The following is a 22,297-nucleotide window of genomic DNA, read 5'->3' as shown; positions in this document are numbered from 1 at the left end:
TCCGGGCCATGAGGAGCGACGTGATCGTGGTGGGAGGCGGGGTCGTCGGTCTGGCGACGGCGACGAGGCTGGCGGAGCGCGGGCTGCGGGTGCTGATCCGGTCCCGGGACGCCGTGACGAGGACGACCTCGGCGGTGGCGGGCGCCCTGTGGTGGCCGTACCGGATCGAGCCGGCGGCCGAGGCCGGGACCTGGGCGCTGGCCTCCCTGCGGGTGTACGAGGAAATGGCCGCCGATCCGGAGCGCAGCGGGGTCCGCCGGGTGTCCGGGGTCCACGCGGGCGTGGCCCTCGGCGGGCTCGGCCCCTGGGCGGAGGAGGTCGGGGGGTTGCGGCAGTTGGAGCCCGACGAGGTGCCGGGGCCGTACCGGACGGGGCTCGGGGCGCGGCTTCCGCTGATCGACATGCCGGTCCACCTGGCCTTCCTGCGCAGCCGGTTCGAAGCGATGGGCGGCGTCTTCGAGGAGCGCGGGGTCACCGGCTTCGAGGAGGCGGCGGCGCTGGCCCCGGTGGTGGTCGACTGCGCGGGGCTCGCGGCGCGGGAGCTCGTACCGGACCCCGGGATGCGGCCGGTGCGGGGGCAGTTGGTCCTGGTGGAGAACCCGGGGATCGAGGAGTGGTTCACGGCGGCGGACGAGTCGGCGGGCGAGACCACGTACTACTTCCCCCATCCCGACCGGCTGGTGCTGGGCGGGACGGCGGAGGAGGGCGACGAACGGCTCGCCCCGGATCCGGCGACGGCGGCGGCGATCGTGGCGCGGTGCGCGCGGGTGCGGCCGGAGATCGCGGAGGCCCGGGTCCTCGGGCACCGGGTGGGGCTGCGGCCCGCGCGGGTGGGCGGGGTGCGGATCGAGGCGGTGCCGCTGCCGGGCGGCGGGCGGCTCGTCCACCACTACGGCCACGGCGGTGCGGGAGTGACGGTGGCCTGGGGCTGCGCCGAGCGGGCGGCGGAGCTGGCGGTCGGCTGAGGACGGCCCTCCCGCCCGGCCGGAAGGGGCGGGAACGGCCGCGGGGCGGTCGCCTCCTTCCGGATGGCGACCGCCCCGCGTGACGTACTGCTTGCTACTTCCAGAGCGGCGGCTTGTTGTTCCGGTCCGCGTCGCTGCACTGCCGGGCCCGGTGCTCCAGGGCGTCGGCGCGGGCGAAGGCCCTGCGGGCCTCCTCCCTGGCGCCGAGGCGCTTGAGCTGGTTGCCCCGGTCGCGCTCCTTGCGGGCGTCCGCGCGCAGCTTGTTGATGTCGCAGGTGATGGGCTTGGCGGCGGCCGGTCCGGCGGTCGCCGTCTGGCCGAGCAGCACGCCCCCGGCGAGCAGCGTGGTGGCGAGCAGAGCCGTGAGCGTCCGGCGCGCGGGCTTGGTGTGGCGCATGGTGCTTCTCCAACTTCAGGGCCGAGCGGCCCTGTTCGAGGCATGGTCAGTACCGACGGGTAACTTTACCTCGGCAAACATCGGGAACGCGCCGCGCCGGGCCGGAGGCGGCCGATCGTCAACACTCCTCCACAGGACTCCCACTGACGAGGTGATAGGCGGACCGCGCGTCCAGCAGCAGCGGGACGAGCGCGCGCTGCGACTGGCGCAGCGGCACGAACGCCCCGGCGCCCTCCGCCCGTACGGTCACGCCGTGCAGGGCGAGTTCGTCGCCGGCCTCGGCGTACCGGGCGGCGTCCAGGCGGTAGCCGCAGGGCGGGTCGGCGAGGATCTCCCCCGGCTCGGCCGGGTCGTTGTCGGCGCCGCCGAGGTAGACCGGACCCCGGTCGGCGAAGCCGGTGCGCCGGGCGAGGGCGGTGGCCGCCGCGAGGGGCCCGCGCCGCTCGTCGAGGTAGGCGAAGGCTCCCTTCAGGGCGGCGTGCTGGGTGGCGACGCGACGCCGGCGGTTGAGGGCCGGATCGTCCTTCTCCGCCTGGTCGAGGGCGTCCACCCGGGTCTCGACGAGCAGCCCGGCGGAGTGCTTGACGCCGGCCGTGTTGCGCAGGATGCGCTCCTGGCCGTCACCGGCGACCTGCTTGACCGGTTCCCCGGTGAGGGGGTCGGTCCAGATGCCGTAGATGCCGCTGGTGTAGCCGGCGGTCCCGGCGGCGGGCCGGACGTAGGACTCCGAGAGCGTCCGGGACTCGTCGTGGACGTGCGGGTCGGCGTCGAGGCTGCGGGGCCAGAGGGCGAGCAGGTCCTTGTCGTAGTAGCGGGGGGTGGCGCCGTACTCGTGGAGGTCGTACACGAGGGCGGGCTTCCGGTCGCGGACGACGGCGGCGATCGCGCGCGCCTCGGCGGTCCGCAGGGCGAGGTGATCGCGGTTGACGTCGACCCCGTCGCCGTTGCCCCGGGTGTCGGCCTCCCGGCCGTCGGGGTTGGCGGTGGGGACGACGAGGAGGGTGGTGCGGGCGAGGAACCGCCGGGTCTGCGGGTCCTGGGCGTACGCGAGGTCGCGCACCGTGCTCAGACAGGTCTCCCTGCCCGCCGGCTCGTCGCCGTGCTGACTGCAGACGAGCAGCACGGTGGTGCCCGCGCGGTCCGCGCCGACGGTGGCGAGCCGCAGCGGGCGCCCCTGGCCGGTGGTGCCGATCTCCCGCAACGACACCCGGTCGCTCCCCCGGTCGACCGCCGCGAGGAACGCGCCCTCCTCGGCCTCGGTCGTCCACCGGGCGCCCCGGCTCTCCTCGAAGCCGGTGCGCGGCAGCGCCTTCGCGGGCGCGCTGTCCGCCGCCTTGGCGGGGACGGTGACGAGCGGCAGGGCGAGGACGGCGGCCCCCGCCACGAGGGCGAGCGACCGGCGCGAACTCCGTTTCCTGATCAGGGAGTTCGAGTGACGGCGGTTCATCGGGCGCCTCCCGGGCCGGCGACCGCTCCCGGGCCGGCGACGGCTCCCGGGCCGGGCAGGCGCGGTCCGGTGACGGCGGCCGGCGGGACGGGACCGCTCGGGGACGGCGCCGCCGTGAGCGGGGGCACGGCCGGGGCCGCTCCCGTCGTCGCCCGGTCGAACGCCCCGGCGCCGCCGACGAGGGGCAGCTTCGCCCAGGTGCGGGCGAGGTCGAGGGTGAGGGCCGGGGTGGTCGACGGAGGATCGAGGAGGTCCTTGTCGGTGCCGCCGACGATCAGGGCGAGCCGGTGGCCGGCCGGGACGACGTGGTCGGTCGGGGCGAGGTCCAGGGTGAGGGTGTACGCCCTCCCGGGGGTCAGCGGGCGCTCCCGGCGCGGGTCGGCCCAGGTCCCGAGGTCGGCCCATCCCCGGCTGACGACCGTGTACGCCACGTCCGCCGTACGGGCCGCGGTCTCCTTGAAGCAGGCGCTGTCTCCCGGTGTGCTCGCGCCCCAGCAGGTGCGGTCGGTGAGGGTGGTGATGCCCTCGCCGTCCGCCGCGTAGTCCCGGATGGTGTCGGGGCCGAGGTCGACGAGGACGGCGGAGAGGTGGGCGGTGGAGGTGGTCGGGGCCGCGGTGACCGTCACCTTCGAGGAGCCGGAGATCCGCAGGTCCCGGGAGAGCGGGCGGGTGACGAACCCGGCCTTCTCGGGGGTCGCGCCGTCGATCCGGGCGGCCCAGTCCAGCTCGCCCAGGTGCGGGTCGTCGGTGAAGGTCGCGGTGGAGCCGGGGGCGGCGGCCGCGCGGCCGAGGACGCCCGGGCCGGAGGCGGGGCCGGGGGCGGGGCGCAGGGTGGTGGTCGTCGCGGCGCGCGCCGGCCACTGCCGGTCGGTGGCCCAGACGTCCGGGGCGCGCTCGACGTCCGCGACGGGCTCGCGGTCGACGCCGTTGTCGTAGCCGAGGAGGTAGTGGTCGAACCAGCGGTGCAGGGTGCGGACCCAGTCGGCGCGCCGGAAGTCGAAGGGGTCGACGTGGCCGGTCTGGGAGAGCCAGATCTTCCGCTCGACGCCGTGGGCGGCGAGCGCGTCCCACCACCGGCCGAACTGGCCGGCGCGGACGTTGAGGTCCTGCTGTCCGTGGACGACGAAGACGCTGGCCCTGACCTTGCCGGCGTCCTTCACGTAGTCGCGTTCGGTCCAGGCCGGGGTCCAGTCGCCGCTGTAGGGCGTGCCCGCGGTGACCCGGTCCTGGACGGCGCCGCAGCGGCCCTGCGCCTCGGGGCTGTTCACGTACTCGGAGAGCCAGCTCGGGTTGGCGTCGTAGAGCGGGGCGCCCTGCGAGTGGAAGTAGTCGTACCAGGAGGAGATCGCGGCGATCGGAACGATCGTTTTCAGCCCTTCCACGCCGGTGGCGGCCACGCCGTTGGCGATGGTGCCGTCCCAGCTCTTGCCGATCATGCCGACGTTCCCGGTGCTCCAGGCGGTGGCGCGGGCCGGGGTTCCGCCGGTGCGGGAGGTGTAGCCGCGGGCGCGGCCGTTCAGCCAGTCGACGACGGCCTTCGCGGACTGGACGTCGGAGCGTCCGCCGACGTCGTCGCAGCCGTCGGAGCGGTTGGTGCCGGCGAGGTCGACGGCGACGAAGGCGTAGCCCCGGGGGACGAAGTAGTTGTCGTAGAAGAGCGGGAGCTGGACGGGGTTGCCGTCGGCGTCGTAGGTCTTCTTCTGGCCCTCGTTGCCGCGTCCGCAGCAGGAGTAGTACGGGCTGGCGTCCATGATGACCGGGACCTTCCGGCCGGCCGCCGCGGGCTCGCGGGGACGCACGATGTCGACGGCGACCCGGTCGGCGCGCCCGTCGCCGTCACCGTCGAGGCCGGTGTCGACCCAGACGGACTCGCGGACGGCGTCGGCGTACGAGTGGACGGGCCGGGACTCGCGCGGGAAGGACGACACCGGTTCCGGCCGGGCGCCGGCGGGGGTGACCAGGGTCGCGAACAGGGCGGCCGTGGCCGCGGAAACGAGGGTTCCGTACGTCAGTCGGGCTCCGCGGGTTCTCCGCTTTCGCATCGGCATGCGCCGGAACGTACCCCGGTCGACTCCCGGGCAAAAGAGTGCCGGAGGGAATCAGGGGGATCCGGGGTCATTCCGGTGACGGACGGGTTCGTGTCGGCCGAATGGCGATCGTGTGACGGGGGGTCCTCTGGGCGTGACGGTGCGTCGAAAGGCTGAATAGGGTCCGAACCAAGGACCGACGACCACCCGTGCGTCTTACGTTTCTTATGACTTGGGGAGCACCTGTGCACCGCAGAATCATCGTTCCGAGCACCCTCGCGGGCTCCCTGCTGCTGGCGATCCCGGCATCGGCGGCCTCCTTCACCCCGGGCGCCCCGGGCATCGGCGACTCCTACTACCCCGCCAGCGGCAACGGCGGCTACGACGTCTCCCACTACGACCTGCGCCTGAAGTACCAGCCGGCGACGGACCTCCTGGAGGGCACGGCGACGATCCTGGCCACCACCGAGCAGGACCTGTCCCGCTTCGACCTCGACCTCGGCCTGAAGGCCAGTGAGGTCCGGGTGAACGGCCGCCCGGCGAAGTTCGCCACCTCGGGCGCCCACGAGCTGGAGGTCACCCCGGCGTCCCCGCTGGCGAAGGGCACGGCGGTCTCGGTGGTCGTCCGCTACGCGGGCAAGCCCTCCGAGTTCAGGATCGACGGCTGGTCGGCCTGGGCCCGCACCCCGGACGGCGGCGTCGCCGCGCAGGAGCCGGACTCGGCCGTCTGGTGGTTCCCGTCCAACGACCACCCCCTGGACAAGGCCACCTTCGACGTCTCGGTGCTCGTGCCGGACGGCCACCAGGCCATCAGCAACGGCGTGCTGCAGTCGCGGTCCTCCCGGCTCGGCTGGACCCGCTTCAACTGGCGCTCCGACAAGCCGCAGGCGACGTACCTGGCGACGCTCGCCGTCGGCAGGTTCGACATCACGACGGACAGGACGGCGAACGGACTGCCCGTCCTCAACGCGTACAGCAAGGACCTCGGCGACAACGCGGGCGCGGCGCGCGCCTCGATCGAGCGCACGACCGAGGTCGCGGAGTGGCTGGAGTCGGTCTTCGGGCCGTACCCCTTCAACTCCCTGGGCGGCTACGTGCCGAACGTGACCAGTGGTTTCGCCCTGGAGACGCAGACCCGTCCGTTCTACAGCCCGCGCCAGTTCGCCAACGGATCGAACGTGTCGGTGGTCGTCCACGAGCTGGCGCACCAGTGGTACGGCGACAGCGTGTCCGTCGCCGACTGGAAGGACATCTGGATCAACGAGGGCTTCGCCCGCTACAGCCAGTGGCTGTGGTCGGAGAAGGAGGGCGAGGGCACGGCCCAGGAGCTGGCGGACTACGTGTACGCCACGCGGGCGGCCGACGACCCGTTCTGGACGGTGAAGCCGGGCGACCCGGGTGCCGAGAACCAGTTCCACGGCGCCGTGTACGACCGGGGCGCGCTGGCGCTCCAGGCGCTGCGCGACGAGGTCGGCGACGAGGACTTCTTCGCGATCCTGAAGGGCTGGCCGCAGGAGCACGCGTACGGCAACGCACACGTCGCGGACTTCGTGCGGTACGCGGAGCGCGTCTCCGGCGAGCCGCTGGCCGCGCTCTTCGACACCTGGCTCTACCAGCCGTCGAAGCCGGCCGCTCCGGCGGCCGCCCCGGCCGGGCCGTCCGCCTCCGCGCCGGCGCCGTCGGCCCGCTCCGCCGCGAAGCCGGCGAAGCCCGTACAGCCGAAGTCGTGGAAGAAGATCGCGGAGACGAACACGATCCACGAGAACGAGGGCCACGCCGGGCACTGACCCGGGCGCCCGTCGGCCGGCTTCGGCGGGCCCACGGTCCGGGCGCCCGCCGGCCGGCTTCGGCCGGCCCGGCCTGCGGGCCGGCCGGTGCCCGGACCGTGCGCTTCGGCGGCCCGCGTCCGGGGCCCGCGGGGCCTTCGGGAGGCCGTCCGTCAGCGCGTCGCGCGGCGGGCGGCCTCGCGGGCCTTCCGGGCCAGGGGCAGATAGCGCAGGCGCTCGGGCAGGACGGGGACCACGGCCCTGACGACGCGGGCGAACCGGCGCAGGGTGCGCTCCTGCGCGTCCGTCCACTCCAGGCCGATGGCCTCGCGGGCGTCCGGCGGCATCAGACCGACGGTGAGGAAGGCGCGCAGCCGCAGGAAGGGGCGGCGGAGGACGGGCCACAGGAGGCGGAGGGCGAGCCGCAGCGGCAGCGGGCCCCGGTCCGGGGCGGGCACCGGAGCGTCGGTGTCGAGCAGCTCCCGTACGACGGTGGTGGCCTCGATCTCCTCGGCGAGGACCTTCCGGTAGTACGGCCAGAACGCCTCGATCGTCCGGGGCATGTCCCGGTCGTGGATGCCGAGGACCCGGCCGACCCGGAGCCACTCGGCGTACAGCTGCCGCTCCTGCGCCTCGGTGAGGGGGCGGGCGAGGAGGCGGAGGCCGTGCCGGTAGATCGGGAAGCCGGTCGCGTGCACCCAGGAGTAGTAGGCCGGGGTGAGGGCGTGGTAGCGGCGGCCGTGGGCGTCGGTGCCCTGGATGGTCCGGTGCAGCTCCCGGAGCCGGCGGCCTTCCCTGGCGGCCTCCTCGCCCCCGTAGATCCACAGCTGGAGCGAGCGCAGGGACCTCTCCCCGCGGCCCCAGGGGTCGGTGCGGAAGACGGAGTGGTCGTCGACGCCGGCGCCGATCGCGGGGTGGGCGACCTGCAGGGTGAGGGCGGCGGGCAGCATCAGGAGCGCCCGGACGTCCCCCGCGACGCTCCACAGCACTCCGCCGACGGGCGGCGGCACGGGGTCGTGACCGGCCGGGGCGCGGTCGAGCGGCCTCGCCCGGTCGTCGGGCGGCTTCACACGGTCCATGGCCTTCTCCTCACGTGTTTCCAGACTGCACCCATGACGAAGGGGCCGTCACGCGGGCGCTGCGGCCCTGGTGACGGCCCCTTCGGGGGAGTGCGGGGTCAGGCGCGGTCGGCGCCGACCGGCTCGCCGACGATGCGGGCGGCGAGGGCGTGGGCCCAGGCGTCGACGTCGGCGTTGAGCTCGCGCTCGGCGGCGGCGCGCTCCTCGGCGATCTTGGCGGCACCGGCGGCGAGGATCGCGTCGCGCTCGGCCTGGCCCTCGGCGCGGGCGGCGGCGATGGCGGCCGAGCCCTCCTCGGTGGCCTGGGAACGGATGCGCGCGGCCTCGTGGCGGGCCTCGGCGAGCTCCGCCTCGTACTGCTCGCGGATCGCGGCGGCCTCGGCGCGCAGGTCGTCGGCGCGCTCGGTGCCGCCGTCGATGGCGTCCTCGCGCTCGTCGAGGGTGCGCTTGATCTTCGGAAGGACGCCCTTCGCCAGGATGAGGAAGGTGAGCCCGAACAACACCAGGCCGAGGATGAGCTCGGCCCAGACGGGGTTGAGCGGACCGAGGTCCATCTTGAAGACAGTGGAGTTCGCGAGGGTCATGCGCGCATTCTACCTGCTCCAAAAAGTGACAAATCAGACAGCGGGGCGAGAGTTGGCGTGACCTTGCAGGCTCGGCAAGATTCCCGGCACCCAGAGGCTACCGGAAGGTAACCACGGCTGGTTGTATGTGCGGCGCCCGTCCAACCCCCCACGCAATCATGGGAGTTCACGTGTCGTTCGCCGCGCTCCGCCGCGCCCCCGGCGCCGCCCTTTCACTCGCGCTCGCCGCCGCCACCCTGGTGACGGCCGCCCCGGCCGCGACCGCCGCCCCCACCGAGGCGCCCCGGCTGAAGGTGCTCACGTACAACACGTTCCTGATGTCCAAGACCCTGTACCCGAACTGGGGGCAGGACCACCGGGCCCAGGCGATCCCCGCCGCGCCCTTCTTCCAGGGGCAGGACGTCGTCGTGCTCCAGGAGGCCTTCGACAACTCCGCCTCGGACGCCCTCAAGGCGAACGCCGCCGGGCAGTACCCCTACCAGACCCCCGTCGTCGGCCGCGGCAAGACCGGCTGGGACGCCACCGGAGGTGCCTACTCCTCGACCACGCCCGAGGACGGCGGGGTGACGATCCTCAGCAAGTGGCCGATCGTCCGCAAGGAGCAGTACGTCTACAAGGACGCCTGCGGTGCCGACTGGTACTCGAACAAGGGCTTCGCCTACACCGTCCTGAACGTGAACGGCAGCCTCGTCCACGTCGTCGGCACGCACGCGCAGTCGACCGACCCGGGCTGCTCGGCCGGCGAGGCGGCGCAGATGCGCAGCCGGCAGTTCAAGGCGATCGACGCGTTCCTCGACGCCAAGAACATCCCGGCGGACGAGCAGGTCATCGTGGCGGGCGACATGAACGTCGACTCGCGCACGCCCGAGTACGGCACGATGCTCACGGACGCGGGCCTGGTGGGGGCCGACGCCCGCACCGGCCACCCGTACTCCTTCGACACCCAGCTGAACTCGATCGCCTCCTATCGCTACCCCACCGACCCGCGCGAGGACCTCGACCACGTCCTCTACCGGGCCGGGAACGCCCGCCCCTCGGGCTGGACCAACAACGTGGTCCTGGAGCAGAGCGCGCCGTGGACGGTCTCCAGCTGGGGCACGCGGTACACCTACACCAACCTCTCCGACCACTACCCCGTCACCGGCTTCTGACCGGGGCGGCGCCTCAGTGGGGGTACCGCCCGAAGAGGCTGTACAGCCAGGCGCCGAGCACCGCGACGACGCAGAGCAGGACGAACCAGGAACCGGGGCCCGTGTGCCGCTCCCCCCGGGGGCGGCGGCCGGTGCGGGCGGCACGGGCCGCCCGCGCCGGCTTCTCCTTCTTCCCGGGCCGTCCCGCGCGCGAGGGCCCCGGACCCGGCGCGGGCCCGGCGGCCGCGGCGACCTCCGCGAGCAGCCGGCGGCAGACGGTCGCCAGCTCCGCCGTCCCGGCCGTCAGGTCGACGACGACCTCCGTACGGGCCGGGGCGGTCGTCCCCCCGTCCAGGATCCGCCCGGCCCGCAGCAGGGCCCGGTCCTTCCCCCCGGTCGGGGCGAGGCTGATCCACCGGCGCACGTGTTCGCCCCGGATCACCACACCGCCGCCCCGCTCCCGGTAGACGGTGTGCTCCCGCCACAGGACTCCGGCCAACTCGTCGGCCGTCTCCCTGAGTTGCGCGTACATCTGACTCCCCTGTTCCGGTCCCCCGATTCGAACAGCCGCCGACTCTAGCCCGTCCGGCCGCACACCCCCACGGCGCCCCGTCCCGTCACCCGTCACCCGTCACCCGTCGAAGTCGTACACGCTGACCGGCACCCCCCGCTCCACGAGCCGCCGGAGGACCAGCGGCTCGACCTCCTCCCAGGAACCGCCCGCGAGCCCGCAGCCGATGCGCGGCATGTGCACGGACGCCCCGAGCTCGACCGCCTTGTCCGCGAGCAGCGCGAGGGCGGCGTCGACGGCCTCGTACCGCACGGGCGCGCCGGTGCTCCGGGCCGTCCGCATCCCCCGCCGTCCCACCAGGTTGGCCACCCAGACGTGCGGCTCGACCTGGACGAACCGGGCCGCGCCGAGGCCGAAGTCGTTCCGGGCGCGCTCGCGGTGCCACCCCCGGAAGGCCGCCTCCGGCTCCGGCCGGCGGCGCGAGACGGCGAGTACGAAGCCCCTGCCCCAGCCGCCCAGGTCGTTGCAGACGTGGGCGACGATCCGGGTGCCCTTCCCCCGGGGTGCGGTGGCGTCGCCCCGTACGTACGTGATCACGGTCATGGGGCCACCGTGGGGAGAGGCACTGACAGCGGGGGCACCCCGAAATGTCAACCAGGGTTGACACCCTTTCGATTGTCAACCTACATTGACAGCATGACCGATGCGACCGATCTCGCCGCACGGGCCGGCGACCGCGACCCCCGGGTCGGGCTGCGGGCCGTCTCCGCCCTGCGGCGACTGCTGGAACAGCTGGAGGCCGTCCAGGTGCGCAGCGCGCGCAACCAGGGATGGTCGTGGCAGGAGATCGCGACCGAGCTGGGAGTCAGCCGGCAGGCCGTCCACAAGAAGTACGGGAGGCAGTGATGTTCGAACGGTTCACGAAGGCCGCGCGCGCCACGGTGAAGGGCGCGGCCGTCCACGCGGAGCGCGGCGGCGCGACCGTGGTCACCCCGGAGCACCTCCTGCTCGCCCTGCTCGACCGCGAGGGCACGCGCGCGGCGGCGGTGCTCGGGCGGCTGTGCCCGCCGGAGCACCGCCCGGCCCTGCTCGCCGCGCTCTCCGACGCGCGGCGCCGGGCCGGGCTCTCCCGGGCGGACGCGGAGGCCCTGGCCGGCCTGGGCATCGACGTCGGCGCGATCGTCGAGCGCGTCGAGGAGACCCATGGCACGGGCGCGCTGGCGGGCGACCGCAAGGACGCCGGGTGGTGGTCGGGCCGCCCCACCTTCTCCCGCGAGGCGAAGACCGTCCTGGAGAAGTCGCTCCGCGTGGCCCTGGCCCGCAAGGACCGCGAGATCGGCGACGAACACCTCCTCCTGGCCCTCACCTCCCTCGGCGGCGTCGTCGCCGAGGCGCTGGCCGACCACGGCGTCACCTTCGCCTCCGTCGACACGGCCCTGTCCTCCCCCGCCCCCCTCTGAACCCCGGCCGCCGGACGTCCGGCGGGTCACCGGGCGGCGAAGACGGGCCCCGGGGTCTTTTACACGAGTGGTGAGACAGCAATACTGTTGAACCATGGAGCAGGCGAGCGACGCGCGAGGGCCCGTGTACACCGTGGACGAGCTGGCCGCGCGGGCCGGGGTCACGGTGCGGACCGTGCGGTTCTACGGGACCCGGGGGCTGCTGCCGCCGCCCGTCATCGGTGCGCGGCGGGTCGGGCATTACGGGCCCGATCACCTGTCGCGGCTCGCGCTGATCGAGGAGCTCCAGCGGCAGGGCATGACGCTGGCCGCCATCGAGCGGTACCTGGAGCAGTTGCCGCCGGACCTCAGCGCGCAGGACCTCGCCATCCACCGGGCCCTCGTGGCCTCGTGGGCACCCGAGTCCGCCGAGACGATCACCCGGCGCGAGCTGGAGCGGCGGGCCGGGCGGGCGCTGACCGGGCGGGACGTGGACCGGCTGGCCGCGATGGGCGTGCTCGACCGGACCGACGAGGACGACACGTACCGCCTCGACGGGGCGCTCCTCCGGCTCGGGGTCGAGCTGCTCGACGTGCCCATCGAGCACGAGACGATCCTCGCCTCCCGGACCGTGCTCCTGGAGCACGCGCGCGCGGCCGCCCAGGAGCTCTCCCGGCTCTTCCGGGACGAGGTGTGGAGCCCGTACCGGGAGAGCGGGGAGGACCCGGACCACCTGAGCGCGATGAAGTCGCTCTCGGCCCACATGCAGCCGATGGTGGTCCAGGCCCTCCTCACGGCCTTTCAGCGGTCCCTGAGCGCGGAGTTGCGGTCCGCGTTCAGGCGTCCGTGAAGGTCTCGCCGCGGTCCGCCTTCTCCACCAGCAGGGCCGGGGGCTCGAAGCGCTCGCCGTACGTCTCCGCCAGCTCGCGCGCGCGGGCGACGAAGCCGGCCACACCGCCCTCGTAACCGTTGACGTACTGGAGGATGCCGCCGGTCCAGGCCGGGAAGCCGATGCCCATGATGGAGCCGATGTTGGCGTCGGCGACGGAGGTCAGCACGCCCTCCTCCAGGAGCCGGACGGTGTCCAGGGCCTCGGAGAACAGCATCCGCTCCTGCATGTCGCGGAACGGGATCTCGTGCCCCGGCTTGGTGAAGTGCTCGCGCAGCCCCGGCCAGAGCTTGCCGCGCTTCCCGTCCTCGCCGTACTCGTAGAAGCCCGCGCCGCCGCTGCGGCCGGGGCGGCCGAACTCGTCGACCATGCGGTCGATGACGGCCTCGCCGGGGTGGGTGACCCAGGTGCCGCCCGCCTCCTCGATCGCCTTCTTCGTCTCGTTGCGGATCTTGCGCGGGAGGGTGAGGGTCAGCTCGTCCATGAGGGAGAGCACCTTCGCCGGGTAGCCGGCCTGGGCGGCGGCCTGCTCGATCGAGGCGGGCTCGATGCCCTCGCCGACCATGGCGACGCCCTCGTTGATGAAGTGGCCGATCACCCGCGAGGTGAAGAAGCCGCGCGAGTCGTTGACGACGATCGGCGTCTTGTTGATCTGGCGGACCAGGTCGAAGGCGCGGGCCAGCGCCTCGTCGCCGGTCCGCTCGCCCTTGATGATCTCGACGAGCGGCATCTTGTCGACGGGCGAGAAGAAGTGCAGGCCGATGAAGTCGCCCTGGCGCTCGACGCCCTCGGCGAGGACCGAGATGGGGAGGGTGGAGGTGTTGGAGCAGAGGAGCGCGTCGGGGGCCACCACGTGCTCGATCTCCTGGAAGACCTTGTGCTTGAGCGCGGTGTCCTCGAAGACCGCCTCGATGACCGCGTCGCAGCCGGCCAGGTCCGCCGCGTCGGCGGTGGGCGTGATGCGGGCGAGGAGGGCGTCGGCCTTCTCCTGGGTGGTGCGGCCCCGGGAGACGGCCTTGGCGCAGAGCTTCTCGGAGTAGCCCTTGCCCTTGGCGGCGGACTCGGCGGAGACGTCCTTGAGGACGACCTCGATGCCGGCGCGGGCGCAGGAGTACGCGATGCCGGCGCCCATCATGCCGGCGCCGAGGACGGCGACCTTGCGGACCTGCCGCTTCTCCACGTCCTTCGGGCGGCTCGCGCCCGAGTTCACCGCCTGGAGGTCGAAGAAGAACGCCTGGATCATGTTCTTCGCCGTCTGGCCGGTGACCAGCTCGGTGAAGTAGCGGCTCTCGATGGTCAGGGCGGTCTCGAAGTCGACCTGGGAGCCCTCGACGGCGGCGGCCATGATGGCCTTCGGCGCCGGGTAGGGGGCGCCGTTCAGCTGCTTGCGCAGGTTGGCCGGGAAGGCCGGCAGGTTGGCGGCGAACTTCGGGTTCGACGGGGTGCCGCCGGGGATGCGGTGGCCGGGGACGTCCCAGGGCTGGTGGGACTCGGGGTGGGTGTCGATGAAGGCGATGGCCTTGGCCATCATCTCCTCGGGGGTGGCGGCCACCTCGTGCACGAGGCCGTTCTCCAGGGCGCGCTTCGGGTTGTACTGGGTGCCCTGGAGCAGCGCCTTGAGGAGGGCGTCGGTGATGCCCATGAGGCGCACGGTGCGGGCGACGCCGCCACCGCCCGGCAGCAGGCCGAGGGTGACCTCGGGCAGGCCGATCTTGGAGCCGGGCGCGTCGAGGGCGACGCGGTGGTGGGAGGCGAGGGCGATCTCGTAGCCGCCGCCGAGCGCGGCGCCGTTGATCGCGGCGACGACCGGCTTGCCGAGGGTCTCGATGCGGCGCAGCGCGTTCTTGATCTCGATGGCGCTGTCGAAGATCTCCCGGGCGTGCTCGGGGCCCGCCTGGATCATGTCCTTGAGGTCGCCGCCGGCGAAGAAGGTCTTCTTCGCGGAGGTGTAGATGATGCCGCGGATGGAGTCCTTCTCGGCCTCCACGCGGTCGGCGATCGCCTTGACCGAGGCCCGGAAGGCCTGGTTCATGGTGTTGGCGGACTGGTCGGGGTCGTCGAGGACGAGGGTGACGATCCCGGTCTCGTCCTGCTCCCAGCGGATGGTGGTGCTCTCGCTCATGACTGCTGCTTCTCCGTAAGAGGGGTGCGGACGGGACGGTCAGACGCGCTCGACGACGGTGGCGATGCCCATGCCGCCGCCCACGCAGAGGGTGGCGAGGCCGTAGCGCTTGTCCTGGCGCTCCAGTTCGTCGACGAGGGTGCCGAGGATCATCGCGCCGGTGGCGCCGAGCGGGTGGCCGAGCGCGATGGCGCCGCCGTTGACGTTGACCTTGTCCAGGGAGAGGCCCATGTCCTTGACGAAGCGCAGGACGACGGCCGCGAAGGCCTCGTTGATCTCGACGAGGTCGATGTCGTCGATGGTGAGGCCCGCCTTGGCGAGGGCCTTGCGGGTGGCCGGGGCGGGGCCGGTGAGCATGATGGTCGGCTCGGAGCCGGAGACGGCGGCCGAGACGATCCGGGCGCGCGGCGCGAGGCCGTTCCGCTCGCCGGCCTCCTTGGAGCCGATGGCGACGAGGGACGCGCCGTCGACGATGCCGGAGGAGTTGCCCGCGTGGTGGACGTGGTCGATCTCCTCGACCCAGTGGTACTTCTGCAGGGCGACGGCGTCGAATCCGCCGAGCTCGCCGATGTCCTTGAAGGAGGGCTTCAGGCGGGCGAGGGAGTCGGCGGTGGTGCCGGGGCGCAGGAACTCGTCGTGGTCGAGGACGGTGAGTCCGGCGCGGTCCTTGACGGGGACGATCGAGCGGGCGAAGCGACCGTCCTTGACGGCGGCGGCGGCGCGCTCCTGGGAGAGGGCGGCGTACTCGTCGACGTCGCGGCGGGAGAAGCCCTCGATGGTGGCGATGAGGTCGGCGCCGATGCCCTGGGGGACGAAGTTGGTCGCCAGGTTGGTCATCGGGTCGGCGAACCAGGCGCCGCCGTCGGAGGCCATCGGCACCCGGGACATGGACTCGACGCCGCCGGCGAGGACGAGGTCCTCCCAGCCGGAGCGGACCTTCATGGCGGCCATGTTGACCGCTTCGAGGCCGGAGGCGCAGAAGCGGTTCTCCTGGACGCCGGCGACGGTGTCGGGCAGGCCCGCGGCGATGGCGGCGATCCGGGCGATGTCGGAGCCCTGGTCGCCGACCGGGCCGACGACGCCGAGGACGATGTCGTCGATGGCGGCCGGGTCGAGTCCGGGGTTGCGGGCCTGGATCTCCCGGATGAGGCCGACGACCAGGTCGATGGGCTTGGTGCCGTGCAGGGAGCCGTTGGCCTTGCCGCGTCCGCGCGGGGTGCGGATCGCGTCGTACACGTACGCTTCGGTGCTCACGGGAAGCCTTTCGCGAGGGGGTTCTTCGAGGGGTGGGGGACGGGGTCAGCCGAGGAGGGAGCGGCCGATGATCTCCTTCATGATCTCGGTCGTACCGCCGTAGATGGTCTGGATCCGGCCGTCGGTGAAGGCGCGGGCGACCGGGAATTCGCTCATGTAGCCGTATCCTCCGTGCAGTTGCAGGCACCGGTCGGCGACCCGCTTCTGGAGTTCGGTCGCCCACCACTTGGCCATGGAGGCGTTGACGGGGTCGAGGCCGAGGCCGGTCGGGTCGGCGTGCTCGGCGATGCAGCGGTCGACGAAGGCGCGGGTGACGGCGCACTCGGTGGCCATCTCCGCGATCTCGAAGCGCACGTGCTGGAGCTTGGCGAGCGGTCGGCCGAAGGCCTCGCGCTCCTTCACGTACCGCGTCGTGAGCTCCAGGAGGTGCTCGGCGCCGGCGATGCCGGCGACGGCGATGGCGAGGCGTTCCTGGGCGAGGTTGGTCATGAGGTGCACGAAGGCGCCGTTGAGCTCGCCGAGCAGGTTCTCCTTGGGGACGCGGACGTCGGTGAAGAAGAGCTCGGCGGTGTCCTGGGACTTCTGGCCGATCTTGTCGAGGTTGCGGCCGCGCTCGAAGCCCTCCATGCCCCGCTCGACGACGAGGAGGGAGAGTCCGTGCGCGCCGCCCTCGGGCGTGGTCCGGGCGACGACGATCACCAGGTCGGCGAGGATGCCGTTGGAGATGAAGGTCTTGGAGCCGTTGAGCGTCCAGTGGTCGCCGTGGTCCTCGGCGGTGGTGCGGATGCCCTGGAGGTCGGAGCCGGCGCCGGGTTCGGTCATCGCGATGGCGCTGATGGTCTCGCCGGAGCAGAAGCCGGGCAGCCAGCGCCGCTTCTGCTCGTCGGTGGCGAGCTTGGTGAGGTACGGGCCGATGATGTCGTTGTGGAGGCCGATGGCGAGGCCGGGGGCCGCCGCCCTGGTGAACTCCTCGGCGAGGACGGAGGCGTACCGGAAGTCGGGGTTGCCGCCGCCCCCGTACTCCTCCTCGACCGCGAGCCCGAGGAGGCCCTGCCGGCCCGCGGCGAGCCAGGCCTCGCGGGAGACGATGCCGTCCTTCTCCCACTGCGCGTAGTGCGGCAGCACCTCCTTCTCCAGGAAGGTGCGGACGGTGGCCCGGAAGGCCTCGTGGTCCTCGGTGTAGAGGGTGCGCTTCATGCGGTCTTCGACTCCTGGGTCTTCAGGGCGGGTACGGCCCAGTCGCGGGCGACCTCGGCGGTGTCGGCACCCGGCAGGGCGGGGCCCGTGCGGAGGGTGCCGGGGGTGACGGAGAAGCGGGGTGCGGGGGCGGGCTGGGGGATGCCGTCCCGCTCGGTGAAGGTGGCGCGGGCCGCGAGGTGCGGGTGGGCCGGTGCCTCACGGAGGGAGAGCACGGGGGCGACGCAGGCGTCGCTGCCGTCGAAGACGGCTGTCCACTCCTCGCGGGTGCGGCTCCGGAAGCGGTCGGCGACGGCCTCGCGCAGTTCGGGCCAGCGGGCGAGGTCGTGGCGGGCGGCGGCGACGTCCTCGGCTCCGAGGAGGCGGACGAACTCGGCGTAGAACCGCTCCTCCAGGGCACCGACCGCCATGTGTCCGCCGTCGGAGGTCTCGTACACGCCGTAGAAGGGGCAGCCGCCGTCGAGGAGGTTGACGCCCCTGCGGTCCTGCCAGCCGCCGGCGGCGAGCATGGCGTGGATCATGGTGGTGAGGTGCGCGGTGCCGTCGACGATGGCGGCGTCGACGACCTGTCCCTCGCCGTGCGTCCGGGCGTGCTGGAGGGCGGCGAGGACGCCGATGACGAGGTAGAGGGAGCCTCCCGCGTAGTCGCCGACGAGGTTGGCGGGGATGGTGGGCGGGCCGTCCGGGTCGGGGCCGAACATGCCGAGGGCGCCGGTGACCGCGATGTACCCGATGTCGTGTCCGGCGGTCGGGGCGAGCGGGCCGTCCTGGCCCCAGCCGGTCATCCGGCCGTAGACGAGGCGCGGGTTGCGGGCGAGGCAGGCCTCGGGGCCGACGCCGAGGCGTTCGGCGACGCCGGGCCGGTAGCCCTCGACGAGGACGTCGGCCCGCTCGACGAGGTCGAGCACGGTGGCGGGGCCGTCCTCAGCCTTGAGGTCGACGAGGACGGAGCGCTTGTTGCGGTTGGTGAGGTCACGGGCGGGGTCGATGCCGATCCCGGCGCCGCCGGGGCGGTCGACGCGGACGACGTCGGCGCCGAGGTCGGCGAGGAGCATGGCGGCGAAGGGGCCGGGCCCGATCCCGGCGAGTTCGACCACGCGCACGCCCGAGAGCGGGCCGTTGCGGGCGGTGTGCGTCGTGCTCATCGAGCCCCCAGGAGTGTGTGACACCAATGATGTAACACCGAAGATGCTAGGAACGTGTTCCACTCGGCACAAGCCCCCGGGCCGAGCAAGCGCTTGGAAATTCCGGAGGCGCGCGGTCCGGGGGCCGCCTTCCGGATCGGGCCGGATCCGGGCGTGGGGACCCGCCCCCGGTTCCGCTATCCTCCGCCGACGACAACCGCGCGCGGCGGCGCGGCACGGCCGAGATGAGGGCTTGATGGAGACAGGGGCGGGCGTGGGGCGCGAGACCGGGACCAGGCCGTACGACGTGGTCCTCTTCGGGGCGACCGGCTTCGTGGGCGAGCTCACCGCGGAGTATCTGGCCGAGCACGCCCCCGCGGACTGCCGCTGGGCGCTCGCCGGGCGCAGCCTCGGCAGGCTGGAGGCCCTGCGGGACCGGCTGGCCGCCGGACGACCGCGGCTCGCCGCCCTGCCGCTGGTCGTCGCCGACTCCGCCGACCCCGGCTCGCTGCGCGGACTCGCCGAGTCCGCGCGGGTGGTGGCGACCACGGTCGGCCCGTACGTCTGGCACGGGGAGGGACTGGTCGCCGCCTGCGCGGAGGCGGGCACCGACTACCTGGACCTGACGGGCGAGGCCGAGTTCGTGGACCTCATGTTCGTACGGCACGACGCGCGCGCCCGGGAGACCGGCGCCCGGATCGTGCACGCCTGCGGCTTCGACTCCGTCCCGCACGACCTGGGCGTGTACTTCACCGTCCGGCAGCTCCCGGAGGGCGTACCGCTGCGCGTCGACGGCTTCGTCCGGGCGGGGGCAGCCTTCTCCGGCGGCACCTTCGCCTCGGCGCTGACCGCGTTCGGCCGGGGCCGGGAGATCCTGCGGGCCGCGCACGAGCGGCGGCTGCACGAACCGCGCCTCGTGGGCCGCCGGGCCCGCGCGCCCCTCGGCGGACCGAGGTTCAGCCGGGAGACGGGCACCTGGGCGCTGCCGCTGCCGACGCTCGACCCCCAGGTCGTGGCCCGCTCGGCCGCCGCCCTCGAACGCTACGGACCGGACTTCCGCTACCGGCACTACGCCTCCGTGAAGACCCTCCCGATGGCCCTGGGCGGCGCCGCCGTCATCGGTGCGGGCGTCGCCGCCGCCCAACTGCCGCCGGTCCGCTCCTGGCTGATGGGGCGTTACTCGTCGGGCCAGGGCCCGTCGGCGGAGCGCCGCGCACGCAGCTGGTTCTCGGTCCGGTTCGTCGGGGAGGGCGGCGGGCGGCGGGTCTTCACCGAGGTGTCGGGCGGCGACCCGGGCTACGACGAGACGGCGAGGATGCTCGCCGAGGCGGCCCTCTGCCTCGCCTTCGACCCCCTCCCGAAGACCGCCGGCCAGGTGACGACGGCGGTGGCGATGGGCGGCGCCCTCACCGACCGCCTGCGGGCGGCGGGCATCCGCTTCCGGGTGGCGCACCGGGGCTGAGGCCCGTCGCCGCCGGGCCCGATCGCGTCCGCCCCCGCGTCCGAGCCGGACGGTTCAGGCCTCCTGGCGCCGGGTCAGGCGCGGACGAGGCGGAAGGGGTGGCCCGCCGGGTCCGCGTAGACGCGCCAGGAGGACGCCTCGCCCCCGTCGAGCGGGACGGCCCCGAGCCCGAGCACGGCCGTGTGGGCGGCGACCGGGTCCCCGACCCGTACGTCCAGGTGGAACTGCTGCTCGGGCGCGCCCCAGACGGGCGGACGGTGGTCGGCCACGCTCTGGAAGGCGAGCACCGGGCCGCCCTCGTCGCACAGCACGGCGGACCCCTCGCCGACGGCGAGCGCCGGGTCGGGGCATTCGACCTCGCCGCCCAGCAACCCCTGGTAGAACGCGGCCAGTTCGCGGGCGTCGGGGCAGTCGAGCACGACGCAGCGCAGACGACCGATCATCCGAGCGTCCAGTCCGCGATGACGTACAGGATGGCGCAGGCCCAGGCGAGGGCGGAGACCCCGGCGACGGCGAGGGCGGCGGTGAGACCGCGGGAGGCGGGAACGCGAGCTGTCATGGACCCCACTCTGCCGTGGGGGTCCGACAACGGGCATCCGTACGGGTACTCACCCGGGATACTCAGACGGGCCCGAGCGAGCCCCGCGCCTCCTCGAGCGCCCTGCGGCAGAGGGAGTCGGCGTGCCGGGTGGTCTCGGGCACGCGGTAGCGGGGGGAGAGGAGCAGGGTGTGGGCGCAGGCGTTGTCGAGGGAGACGCGGTGGCCCACGGAGACGTAGACGGGTTTGACGCCGGCCCGGGTGCGCAGGGCCCTGCCGACCTCCTCCCCGTCGGCGAGGAGCGGGGCGAAGTCGCCGCGCACGCCGCCGGGCGGGTCGTACGTGAAGGTGAAGGGGTTCTTGGCCACGCCGATGGACGGCCGTCCGGTGAGCACCCCGAGGTGGCTGGCGAGGCCGAAGCGGCGGGGGTGGGCGAGGCCGTAGCCGTCGCAGACCAGCAGACCGGGGTCGGTGCCCAGGGCGTCGAGCGCGGCGAGCACGGTCGGGATCTCACGGAAGGCGAGGAGCCCGGGGACGTACGGGAAGGAGACCCGGCCGACCGCCGTGGCCTCCTCCACCACGTCGAGGGTGCGCGCGTCGAGCACGACGGCCGCGGCGGCGACGAGGTCGCGCTCGTCGTCGTAGGCCACGTCGAGGCCGGTGACGTGCCCCTCCCCCGGCGGCGGCCCGCTCTCCCCGAGCACGAGCCGCTCCCGCAGCTCCCGCTGCACGTCCCGCGCGGTGTCCTCGTCGGCGGGCCAGCCCGCCGGAATCCCGATGATCGTCATGATGGGCCCACCCTACGGCGGGACCGGGCGCGGTGACCCGGGCCCGGCACGCCCGGCGGGGCGTGCGGGGACCGGACGGTCGCCGGGGGCGCCGGTAGCCTGGCGCCCATGTTCATACTCGAATTGACCTACACCGCGCCCGTCGAGCGGGTGGACGCGCTGCTCGACGCGCACGTCGAGTGGCTCGACGCCCAGTACGCCGCCGGCGTGTTCCTGGCGTCGGGACGGAAGAACCCCCGGGACGGCGGGGTGATCCTGGCCGCCGGGGTCGACCGCGCGGAGATCGAGAAGATCGCGGCGGCCGACCCGTTCAGCGTCGAGGGCGTGTGCGCGTACCGGATCACGGAGTTCTACGCGACCAAGACGGCCGACGGGATCGCCGCGTACCGGGAGGAACTGCCCTCCTAGTCCTTGGTGGTCAGGTGGTCCTTCGTGGTCAGGTGGTCCTTCGTGGTCAGGTGGTCCTTCGTGGTCAGGCGGGCGATGCGGCCCTTCTCGCCGGAGGCCCAGCAGGAGCCGTCCGGGGTGCAGCCGACCGTGTCGTACGAGCCGGTGTCGACCGTGCGCCAGGTGCGGCCGCCGTCGGTGCTGAGGTCGGTGCCGGTCGGGCCGACGGCGAGCGCGGCCGCCCCGCCGTGCGGGAGCCAGGCGACGCCGGAGCGGTAGGCGGGCGGCGGCGTGGCCGAGCCGTGCCAGGTGCGGCCCCCGTCGGCGCTGACCGCTCCGGCCCGCGGCGACGGCTGGTCCTTGCGGTAGTCGCCGCCGACGGCGATGCCGTGGGCGCGGTCGCGGAAGGCGAGTCCGAAGACGCCGCGGGCCGGGTCGCCGGCCGGGACCGGCGTCTCCGTGGCGGTCCAGGTCAGCCCCCGGTCGGCGGAGTGCAGCACGCGCGCGGTGGCGCCGCCGCCCGTCGCGAGCCACACGTCCCGGGGGCCGGCCGACACGAGGCACTGGCCGCTCGCGGCGAAGCCCGCCTCGCCGGGGAGGGCGTCCGGCATCCCGGCGTCCGGCAGGACCTGCCAGGAGCGGCCGCCGTCACGGGTGGAGAGGATGCGGTACTTCCCGTCGACCGGGTCGCTCACGGCAAGTCCGTGCCGGTGGTCGAAGAAGGTCATGCAGTCGTAGAAGGCCCGCGCGTCGGTGTTCCGGAAGGACTCGGTCCAGGTGGCGCCGCCGTCCTCGGTGCGCAGGACGCGGGAGGCCTCGCCCTCCCCGATGGCGAGGACGACGGCCCGGCGGGCGTCGAAGGCCTCGACGTCGCGGAACTCCAGGCCGCCCGCACCCGCCGGCGATACGTTTCGCCAGCTCCGGCCGCCGTCGGTGGTGCGCAGCACCGTCCCCTTCGAACCCGCGGCCCAGGCGGTCCGGCGGTCGACCGGGGCGAGCCCCCGGAAGCGGGCGTCGGTCCCGGTCGGTGTCGACTGCCAGCCGGCCGCCGCCGTGGGGGTCTCCCCGGCCCGCGCCGGGGCGGCCAGGGTCAGCGCGAGCGCCGCCCCGATCAGCCCCACCGACATCGTTCGTCTCGTCTTCCCCATGGACGTCATGGCGCCGGAAGCTAGTGCCCGGGGCCGGTCCGCG

General features: G+C 73.8%; 23 protein-coding genes. 8 read left to right on the top strand and 15 right to left on the bottom strand.

Annotation, left to right across the window (positions count from 1 at the left end; translation table 11 throughout):
• The first annotated feature begins 8 nt into the window (after window positions 1-8).
• Window positions 9-965 carry an NAD(P)/FAD-dependent oxidoreductase gene (locus IE180_RS25995; protein WP_190159371.1) on the top strand — a complete coding sequence of 319 codons (957 nt, stop codon included), beginning with the start codon at window positions 9-11 and terminating at the stop codon, window positions 963-965.
• Window positions 966-1,059: 94 nt separating this feature from the next.
• On the opposite strand, the gene IE180_RS25990 is transcribed toward IE180_RS25995, so the two are convergent.
• The 3 genes from IE180_RS25990 to IE180_RS25980 form a co-directional block, all read right to left on the bottom strand.
• On the bottom strand, window positions 1,060-1,362 hold the full coding sequence (locus IE180_RS25990) for a hypothetical protein (RefSeq protein ID WP_190159370.1): 303 nt from the start codon (window positions 1,360-1,362) through the stop codon (window positions 1,060-1,062).
• A 118-nt stretch (window positions 1,363-1,480) separates the two neighbouring features.
• Window positions 1,481-2,809 carry a M14 family metallopeptidase gene (locus IE180_RS25985; protein WP_190159369.1) on the bottom strand — a complete coding sequence of 443 codons (1,329 nt, stop codon included), beginning with the start codon at window positions 2,807-2,809 and terminating at the stop codon, window positions 1,481-1,483.
• A complete protein-coding gene (locus tag IE180_RS25980) occupies window positions 2,806-4,857 on the bottom strand; it encodes a Xaa-Pro dipeptidyl-peptidase (RefSeq protein ID WP_190159368.1) in 2,052 nt (683 codons plus the stop codon). Before IE180_RS25980 ends, IE180_RS25985 begins: the two co-directional genes overlap by 4 nt.
• Window positions 4,858-5,081: 224 nt before the next feature.
• Between IE180_RS25980 and IE180_RS25975 the strand changes: the two genes are divergently transcribed.
• Window positions 5,082-6,623 carry a M1 family metallopeptidase gene (locus IE180_RS25975; protein WP_190159367.1) on the top strand — a complete coding sequence of 514 codons (1,542 nt, stop codon included), beginning with the start codon at window positions 5,082-5,084 and terminating at the stop codon, window positions 6,621-6,623.
• Between the two features lie 152 nt (window positions 6,624-6,775).
• Here IE180_RS25975 and IE180_RS25970 read toward each other — a convergent pair whose 3' ends face one another.
• The gene (locus tag IE180_RS25970; RefSeq protein ID WP_190159366.1) at window positions 6,776-7,681 is read right to left on the bottom strand and encodes an oxygenase MpaB family protein; all 906 of its coding nucleotides are present in this window, start codon (window positions 7,679-7,681) and stop codon (window positions 6,776-6,778) included.
• Window positions 7,682-7,779: 98 nt separating this feature from the next.
• Window positions 7,780-8,265 carry a F0F1 ATP synthase subunit B family protein gene (locus IE180_RS25965; RefSeq protein WP_190159365.1) on the bottom strand — a complete coding sequence of 162 codons (486 nt, stop codon included), beginning with the start codon at window positions 8,263-8,265 and terminating at the stop codon, window positions 7,780-7,782.
• Window positions 8,266-8,423: 158 nt separating this feature from the next.
• Here IE180_RS25965 and sph point away from each other — a divergent pair, with 158 nt between their 5' ends.
• A complete protein-coding gene (gene sph / locus IE180_RS25960) occupies window positions 8,424-9,416 on the top strand; it encodes a sphingomyelin phosphodiesterase (protein WP_190159364.1) in 993 nt (330 codons plus the stop codon).
• A gap of 13 nt (window positions 9,417-9,429) precedes the next feature.
• Here sph and IE180_RS25955 read toward each other — a convergent pair whose 3' ends face one another.
• Together IE180_RS25955 and IE180_RS25950 are read right to left on the bottom strand one after the other, a co-directional pair.
• Window positions 9,430-9,927, bottom strand: coding sequence for a hypothetical protein (locus IE180_RS25955; protein ID WP_190159363.1), 498 nt, complete (start codon window positions 9,925-9,927; stop codon window positions 9,430-9,432).
• A 99-nt stretch (window positions 9,928-10,026) separates the two neighbouring features.
• Window positions 10,027-10,509 carry a macro domain-containing protein gene (locus tag IE180_RS25950; protein WP_190159362.1) on the bottom strand — a complete coding sequence of 161 codons (483 nt, stop codon included), beginning with the start codon at window positions 10,507-10,509 and terminating at the stop codon, window positions 10,027-10,029.
• 93 nt (window positions 10,510-10,602) lie between these two features.
• On the opposite strand from IE180_RS25950, the gene IE180_RS25945 reads away from it, so the two are divergent.
• From IE180_RS25945 to IE180_RS25935, 3 genes are all read left to right on the top strand, one after another.
• Entirely contained in the window at window positions 10,603-10,812 is a 210-nt protein-coding gene (locus IE180_RS25945; RefSeq protein ID WP_030315760.1) for a helix-turn-helix domain-containing protein, read from the top strand.
• Window positions 10,812-11,366: a Clp protease N-terminal domain-containing protein gene (locus tag IE180_RS25940; RefSeq protein ID WP_190159361.1), complete on the top strand. Its 555-nt coding sequence runs from the start codon at window positions 10,812-10,814 to the stop codon at window positions 11,364-11,366. The genes IE180_RS25945 and IE180_RS25940 overlap by 1 nt, the downstream gene beginning before the upstream one ends.
• 94 nt (window positions 11,367-11,460) lie before the next feature.
• Complete coding sequence (locus IE180_RS25935; RefSeq protein WP_190159360.1) at window positions 11,461-12,195, top strand: MerR family transcriptional regulator; 735 nt, start codon at window positions 11,461-11,463, stop codon at window positions 12,193-12,195.
• Here IE180_RS25935 and IE180_RS25930 read toward each other — a convergent pair.
• From IE180_RS25930 to IE180_RS25915, 4 genes are read right to left on the bottom strand one after another with little or no spacing between them, the layout of a single operon-like run.
• Window positions 12,182-14,356, bottom strand: a complete 2,175-nt coding sequence (locus IE180_RS25930; RefSeq protein ID WP_190159359.1) for a 3-hydroxyacyl-CoA dehydrogenase NAD-binding domain-containing protein — start codon at window positions 14,354-14,356, stop codon at window positions 12,182-12,184. The genes IE180_RS25935 and IE180_RS25930 overlap by 14 nt on opposite strands.
• A gap of 39 nt (window positions 14,357-14,395) precedes the next feature.
• Window positions 14,396-15,610, bottom strand: a complete 1,215-nt coding sequence (locus IE180_RS25925) for an acetyl-CoA C-acetyltransferase (RefSeq protein WP_190159358.1) — start codon at window positions 15,608-15,610, stop codon at window positions 14,396-14,398.
• Window positions 15,611-15,655: 45 nt separating this feature from the next.
• A complete protein-coding gene (locus tag IE180_RS25920) occupies window positions 15,656-16,807 on the bottom strand; it encodes an acyl-CoA dehydrogenase family protein (protein ID WP_190159357.1) in 1,152 nt (383 codons plus the stop codon).
• Window positions 16,804-17,952: a CaiB/BaiF CoA transferase family protein gene (locus IE180_RS25915; protein WP_190159356.1), complete on the bottom strand. Its 1,149-nt coding sequence runs from the start codon at window positions 17,950-17,952 to the stop codon at window positions 16,804-16,806. Before IE180_RS25915 ends, IE180_RS25920 begins: the two co-directional genes overlap by 4 nt.
• A gap of 235 nt (window positions 17,953-18,187) precedes the next feature.
• Between IE180_RS25915 and IE180_RS25910 the strand changes: the two genes are divergently transcribed.
• Window positions 18,188-19,393 carry a saccharopine dehydrogenase family protein gene (locus IE180_RS25910; RefSeq protein WP_229860874.1) on the top strand — a complete coding sequence of 402 codons (1,206 nt, stop codon included), beginning with the start codon at window positions 18,188-18,190 and terminating at the stop codon, window positions 19,391-19,393.
• A gap of 74 nt (window positions 19,394-19,467) precedes the next feature.
• Here the strand turns inward: IE180_RS25910 and IE180_RS25905 are convergent, their stop codons facing one another.
• The 3 genes from IE180_RS25905 to IE180_RS25900 all read right to left on the bottom strand — a co-directional run bounded on the left by IE180_RS25905 (window position 19,468) and on the right by IE180_RS25900 (window position 20,719).
• The gene (locus IE180_RS25905; RefSeq protein ID WP_190159355.1) at window positions 19,468-19,836 is read right to left on the bottom strand and encodes a VOC family protein; all 369 of its coding nucleotides are present in this window, start codon (window positions 19,834-19,836) and stop codon (window positions 19,468-19,470) included.
• On the bottom strand, window positions 19,833-19,952 hold the full coding sequence (gene mmpA / locus IE180_RS37585; RefSeq protein WP_373302822.1) for a morphogenic membrane protein MmpA: 120 nt from the start codon (window positions 19,950-19,952) through the stop codon (window positions 19,833-19,835). Before mmpA ends, IE180_RS25905 begins: the two co-directional genes overlap by 4 nt.
• A 62-nt stretch (window positions 19,953-20,014) precedes the next feature.
• Window positions 20,015-20,719 carry an endonuclease V gene (locus tag IE180_RS25900; protein WP_190159354.1) on the bottom strand — a complete coding sequence of 235 codons (705 nt, stop codon included), beginning with the start codon at window positions 20,717-20,719 and terminating at the stop codon, window positions 20,015-20,017.
• A 108-nt stretch (window positions 20,720-20,827) separates the two neighbouring features.
• Here IE180_RS25900 and IE180_RS25895 point away from each other — a divergent pair, with 108 nt between their 5' ends.
• Complete coding sequence (locus IE180_RS25895; RefSeq protein WP_190159353.1) at window positions 20,828-21,127, top strand: YciI family protein; 300 nt, start codon at window positions 20,828-20,830, stop codon at window positions 21,125-21,127.
• Here the strand turns inward: IE180_RS25895 and IE180_RS25890 are convergent.
• Window positions 21,124-22,263, bottom strand: a complete 1,140-nt coding sequence (locus IE180_RS25890; RefSeq protein ID WP_190159352.1) for a WD40/YVTN/BNR-like repeat-containing protein — start codon at window positions 22,261-22,263, stop codon at window positions 21,124-21,126. The two genes, IE180_RS25895 and IE180_RS25890, sit on opposite strands and share 4 nt — an antisense overlap.
• Window positions 22,264-22,297: the final 34 nt, after the last annotated feature.

The sequence above is a fragment of the Streptomyces litmocidini genome, from assembly GCF_014649755.1.
GTDB classification, from domain to species: domain Bacteria; phylum Actinomycetota; class Actinomycetes; order Streptomycetales; family Streptomycetaceae; genus Streptomyces; species Streptomyces litmocidini.
The sequence above is the reverse complement of the archived record's forward strand: the minus strand, read 5'-3'. Positions and strand labels throughout refer to the sequence as shown.